Here is a 5099-nt window from a genome sequence, read left to right as displayed (position 1 = left end):
TGGCTCGCCCGGCGGCAGCGGCGGCGCCGGGGTTTCGGGCGCGGGGTAGACCAGCAGCTGCGCGGCCGGCCGCCACACCGTCCAGACGCGGAAGGTGCCCAGCGGAAAACGCGTTTCCACCGTGAGCGTGGGCAGACGGTGCAGGCCGCGGCGCGTGGGCGCAAAGGCCACGCGCACGCTGGCCGCGCCCTGCGCCGGCACGTCGGTCACGGCCCATTGGCCGCTGCCCTGCACGGCCAGCGCGATGCCATAGCGCGGCGTGCGCCGCGTGCTGCCCAGCCGCACTTCGAGCGGCGCGCTGTGGCCCAGGAACTGCGGCTGCGGCGGGGGCAGGTGCAGCGCGAGGCCCCGCAGGCTGGCGTGGCCGAGGTGCATGCCCACCACGGCGCTGCCGGCCAGCAGGAAGGTGAGCAGGTAGCCCAGGTTGAGCTGGAAGTTGATCGACGCCACGAGCAGCACCAGCAGTGTCAGCGCCAGCATCCAGCCCGGCCCCGTGGGCAGGATGTAGACGTTGCGCTGCGTGAGCTGCAAGGTGTCGGCCAGCGGCAGGCGCGCCTGCCACCAGCACGCCAGGCGCCGGCGCAGCGCGGACAGCGGATTCAGCGCGGCCAGCCGCGCGCGCGCACGCTGCCGGGTGGCGGAGTGGGCGGCGTGGGGAAGGGACGACAAGGGCGGCGGGCGGCGGCTGTCTGCCTTGGGCATGGGCGGCGCGCTCAGGGCAGGGGCACGGCCTCGACCATGGCGCGCACCTGCTCGACGGCACCGCGCCCGGCGTTGCCCACGGGCACCAGGCGGTGCGCCATGGTCTGCGCCACGATGGCCTGCACGTCGTCGGGCGCCACATAGTCGCGCCCGCAGATCAGCGCCTGCGCCTTGGCCGCGCGCACCAGCGCGATGCCGGCGCGCGGCGACAGGCCCTGCAGGAACCAGTGGCCCGAGCGCGTGGCGGCGACCAGATCCTGCACATAGTTGAGCAGCGGCTCGGCTGCGTGCACGGCCAGCACCTGGCGCTGCAGGTCGGCCAGTTCCGGGGCCGACAGCAGCGGCAGCATCGCCGAGACCATGTCGCGCCGGTCGCTGCCCGCCAGAAGCAGGCGCTCGGCCTCGCGGTCCGGGTAGCCCAGCGAGATGCGCATCAGGAAGCGGTCGAGCTGCGACTCGGGCAGCGCATAGGTGCCCAGCTGGTCGTGCGGGTTCTGCGTAGCGATGACGAAGAAGGGCTGGGGCAGGGCGCGCGTCTCGCCCTCGACGGACACCTGCTTTTCTTCCATGGCTTCGAGCAGCGCACTTTGCGTCTTGGGGCTGGCGCGGTTGATCTCGTCGGCCAGCAGCACCTGCGTGAACACCGGGCCGGGGTGGAAGACGAAAGCCTCCTTGCCGCGCTCGTAGACCGAGACACCGATCAGGTCGCTGGGCATCAGGTCGGCGGTGAACTGCACGCGCGCAAACTGCAGCCCGAAGGTGTGGGCCAGGGCGTGTGCCAGCGTGGTCTTGCCGACGCCGGGAACGTCTTCGATCAGCAGGTGCCCGCCCGCCAAAAGGCAGGCCACGCAGTCCTGTACACGGGCACTTTTGCCCACAATCACCGTGTTAAGCTGGTCCAGAAGAGACCGGATTTTGTGCTGTGCATGCATGGCACGACGTTAATCGAAAAAAGAGACCGACGGGGACACCACCATGGGCAAGACGGGTTACTTCACCCACCGCGACTGCTGGAAGCACCAGATGGGGCCGGGCCACCCCGAGTGCCCCGAGCGGCTCGACGCCATTGAAGACCGGTTGCTGATCACGGGCGTGTTCGATGCGCTCGAACGCATGGAGGCGCCGCTGGCCCCCCTGGCCGACCTCGAGCTGGCCCACGACCGCATGCACATTGCCGCGCTGCGCGGCATCTCCGAGCGGCTCATCGAAGAGCGCACGGCCGGCGGCCCGGAACTGGCGCAGATCGACCCCGACACCTCCCTCAACGAGCACACCTGGACCGCGGCGCTGCGCGCGGCCGGCGCCGCGCTCGCCGCCACCGATGCCGTGATGGCCGGCGATCTCGAGAATGCCTTTTGCGCCGTGCGCCCGCCGGGCCACCACGCCACGCGCAACAAGGCGCAGGGCTTTTGCTTTTTCAACAACGTGGCCGTGGCCGCCAAGTACGCGCTTGAGCGCTACAAGCTCCAGCGCGTGGCCGTGGTCGACTTTGACGTGCACCACGGCAACGGCACCGAGGACATCCTCTCGGGCGACGAACGCGCGCTGATGGTGGGCATCTTCCAGCACCCGTTCTATCCGTTCAGCGGCGACCAGAACCCGGCGCCCAACATGCTCAACGTGCCGGTGCCGGCCTACACGCGCGGCATGGACATCCGTGAAATCATCGAGATGACCTGGATGCCCCGCCTGGAGGCCTTCCAGCCCGAGATGGTCTTTGTCAGCGCCGGCTTCGACGGCCACCGCGAGGACGACATGGGCCAGCTCGGCCTGGTCGAGCAGGACTACGCCTGGATCACGCAGCGCATCAAGGACGTGGCGCGGCGCTATGCCAAGGGGCGCATCGTTTCGTGCCTGGAGGGCGGCTACGTGATGAGCGCCCTCTCGCGCAGCGTCGAAGCGCATGTGCGTGTGCTGGCCGAGCTGTGACCGCGCTTCTGTGTTTTTTCACCCTTTGCACCATGACTTCTTTTTCTTCCGACACCGATACGCCGCTGCGCGTGCAGCGCGATGCACGCGGCGTGCTGACCCTCACGCTCAACGATGGCGCGCGTTTCAATGCGCTGGGCAGCGAGATGCTGACCGCGCTGCAGCAGGCGCTGGACGCCGCTGCGAGCGACGAAGGCCTGCGCGTGGTCGTGCTGGCCGCCGAGGGCCGGGCGTTTTGCGCCGGCCACAACCTCAAGGACATGGCGCAGCACCCCGATCTGGCGTGGTACCAGCAGTTGTTTGCCCAGTGCAGCCGCATGATGCTGAGCCTGCACAAGCTGCCGGTGCCGGTGATTGCGCGCGTGCACGGCATGGCCACAGCGGCCGGTTGCCAGCTCGTGGCCCAGTGCGACCTGGCCGTGGCCGCTGATGAGGCCACGTTCGCCACCAGCGGCATCCACTACGGCCTGTTCTGCGCTACGCCCAGCGTACCCCTGGTGCGCAATGTGCCGATCAAGCGCGCCATGGAGATGTTGCTCACGGGCGACTTCATCGACGCGCCCACCGCCTTGGCGCAGGGCCTGGTCAACCGCGTCGTGTCTTTGGCCGCGCTCGATGGCGAAGTGGAAAAGCTCGTGCAATCGATCTTGCAGAAGCCCCGCGTGGCGGTGGCCATGGGCAAGGCCCTGGTCTACCAGCAGCGCGAGCTGGGGCTGGACGCGGCCTACCAGCTGGCCGGCCAGGCCATGGCCACCAACATGATGGACGAGGCCGCGCAGGAAGGCGCGCAGGCGTTTGCACAAAAACGCAGCCCCGCCTGGAAATTGGCGCCCGATGGCACGCACCCGGCAGCGGCCGAATAAGACGCAATGGAAATCTTCGACAAGCTGTTGCATGACTTCAACCGCTCGAGTACCTGGACCGAACTGGGCCTGCTGCTGGCCTGCCTGGGCCTGGCTTACCTGATCAGCCGCACCCTCGGGCGCGGTCAGCCGCCCGTGTCGATCTGGTTCGGCCGCCGCACCGTTGACGGGCTGGCGTTTCCCCTGCTGGCGCTGGCGCTGGTGCTCGTCGCCCGGTTCACGCTGGCGCACTACGAGACGGTGTTTCTGCTGCGCCTGGCAGTGCCCATCCTCACCTCGCTGCTGTTGATCCGCTTCCTGGCGCGCGTGCTCGGGGCGGTGTTCCCACAGTCCGGTCTGATGCGCCTGGCCGAACGGGTGGTGGCATGGCTGGCCTGGGTCGCGGCGGTACTGTGGATTCTGGGGCTGCTGCCATTGGTGCTGGACCAGCTCGATGCGGTCACGCTGACGCTGGGCAAGAACCGGGTGAGCCTGCTGGCACTGATCGAGGGCGTGCTCTCGACCGGGCTGGTCATCCTGGGCACGCTGTGGCTGTCTTCGACATTTGAGCGCCGCGTGCTCGACAGCGCGGTGAGCGACCTGTCGATGCGCAAGGTGGCCGTCAACGCGACGCGCGCGCTGCTGTTGCTGGTGGGCATGCTGTTCACGCTCTCGGCGGTGGGGGTGGACCTGACGGCGTTGTCGGTGCTGGGCGGCGCCGTGGGCGTGGGCTTGGGCTTCGGCCTGCAAAAGCTCGCGTCCAATTACGTCAGCGGTTTTGTCATCCTGCTCGAACGCTCGCTGCGCATTGGCGACAACGTCAAGGTCGATGGCTTCGAGGGCCGCATCACCGACATCAAGACACGCTACACCCTGATCCGCGCCGGCAGCGGACGCCAGTCGATCGTGCCCAACGAGACGCTGATCACACAGCGCGTCGAAAACCTCTCCGAGGCCGACCGCAAGTTCAACGTCACGACCAACATCGTGGTGGGCTACGACAGCGATGTGGACCAGGTGCTGCGCATCCTGGCGGCGGCGGCGGCTTCCCAGGCGCGCGTGCTGCCCAGTCCCGAGCCGGTGGCATTTCTCATCAACTTTGCGCCCGACGGTCTGGAGTTCAGCCTGAACTTCTGGATCAGCGACCCCGAAGCGGGCACGCTCGGTCTGCGCTCTGCCGTCAACCTGGCCATCCTGCGCGCGCTGCGTGCGGCCGGCGTGCGCATTCCCAGTCCGCAGCGCGTGGTGCAATTCGATGGTGCCTTGCCGGTGGCGGTGCAGCCCGGCACCATGCCGGCTGCCGCAGGCGCCCACGGCGCGGCACAGACCACCAGACCGGCGGCACCCCTATAATCCATAAAAGCACGGCCGTACTTTTTTGATAAGCCTGTCGGGCGCGCGACGCTGCAGCGCAACAGTGGGCTGTGGTGCAGCCTAAAATAGCTTGGTTTACGTTAACGTCAATTCAACAACTCTAGGAGCCGCAGCAATGAAGGTTTTGGTCCCTGTCAAGCGCGTGGTCGACTACAACGTCAAGGTCCGGGTCAAGTCGGACGGCACGGGCGTCGACACCGCCAACGTCAAGATGAGCATGAACCCCTTTGACGAGATCGCCGTCGAGGAGGC

4 protein-coding genes and 2 pseudogenes are annotated in these 5099 nt (G+C 68.0%); 4 read left to right on the top strand and 2 right to left on the bottom strand.

Annotated elements, in window-relative coordinates; genetic code table 11:
• Positions 1-702: pseudogene (locus tag B2J89_RS20640) on the bottom strand (DUF58 domain-containing protein); the annotation flags it as partial.
• Between the two features lie 11 nt (positions 703-713).
• Positions 714-1634 carry a MoxR family ATPase gene (locus B2J89_RS20635; protein ID WP_169170730.1) on the bottom strand — a complete coding sequence of 307 codons (921 nt, stop codon included), beginning with the start codon at positions 1632-1634 and terminating at the stop codon, positions 714-716.
• A 43-nt stretch (positions 1635-1677) separates the two neighbouring features.
• On the opposite strand from B2J89_RS20635, the gene B2J89_RS20630 reads away from it, so the two are divergent.
• The 4 genes and pseudogenes from B2J89_RS20630 to B2J89_RS20615 all read left to right on the top strand — a co-directional run.
• Positions 1678-2631: a histone deacetylase family protein gene (locus B2J89_RS20630; RefSeq protein ID WP_169170729.1), complete on the top strand. Its 954-nt coding sequence runs from the start codon at positions 1678-1680 to the stop codon at positions 2629-2631.
• Between the two features lie 32 nt (positions 2632-2663).
• Positions 2664-3494: an enoyl-CoA hydratase gene (locus B2J89_RS20625; protein ID WP_169170728.1), complete on the top strand. Its 831-nt coding sequence runs from the start codon at positions 2664-2666 to the stop codon at positions 3492-3494.
• Positions 3495-3500: 6 nt separating this feature from the next.
• On the top strand, positions 3501-4826 hold the full coding sequence (locus B2J89_RS20620) for a mechanosensitive ion channel family protein (protein ID WP_169170727.1): 1326 nt from the start codon (positions 3501-3503) through the stop codon (positions 4824-4826).
• Positions 4827-4962: 136 nt separating this feature from the next.
• Positions 4963-5099, top strand: a pseudogene (locus tag B2J89_RS20615) (electron transfer flavoprotein subunit beta/FixA family protein); the annotation flags it as partial.

Source organism: Acidovorax sp. SRB_24 (assembly GCF_012931925.1).
The sequence above is the reverse complement of the archived record's forward strand: the minus strand, read 5'-3'. Positions and strand labels throughout refer to the sequence as shown.